Source organism: Pseudomonas sp. FSL R10-1339 (assembly GCF_009600545.1).
GTDB classification, from domain to species: Bacteria; Pseudomonadota; Gammaproteobacteria; order Pseudomonadales; family Pseudomonadaceae; genus Aquipseudomonas; species Aquipseudomonas bubulae.
This window is the reverse complement of the sequence record NZ_WIVQ01000349.1, coordinates 1-236: the sequence shown is the minus strand read 5'-3', so window position 1 is coordinate 236 and position 236 is coordinate 1. Positions and strand designations below refer to the sequence as shown.

Annotated in this window: 1 pseudogene; it reads left to right on the top strand. The window is 59.7% G+C overall.

Features of this window, described 5'->3' with window-relative positions:
* A pseudogene (locus GHO03_RS25015) lies at positions 1-236 on the top strand (AraC family transcriptional regulator); the annotation flags it as partial.

The following is a 236-nucleotide window of genomic DNA, read 5'->3' as shown; positions in this document are numbered from 1 at the left end:
TTTGGATGATGCGCGCCAGACTCAGCGATTTCATCAACTGCTGACCTTGAACTGGAATGAACCGGGCGAGCGATTGCTCACCAGCAGTTTGGCCAGCGCCCTGCTCGATCATGCGGTACTGACTCAGGTGGGGATGCGCAGCGGGCTGCAACTCAAGGGTGGGCTGGCCGCTTATCAACGCCGCCAGTTGGTGGAACGCATTGAACACGGGTTGGCCGAGCCACTGAGCATTGGCC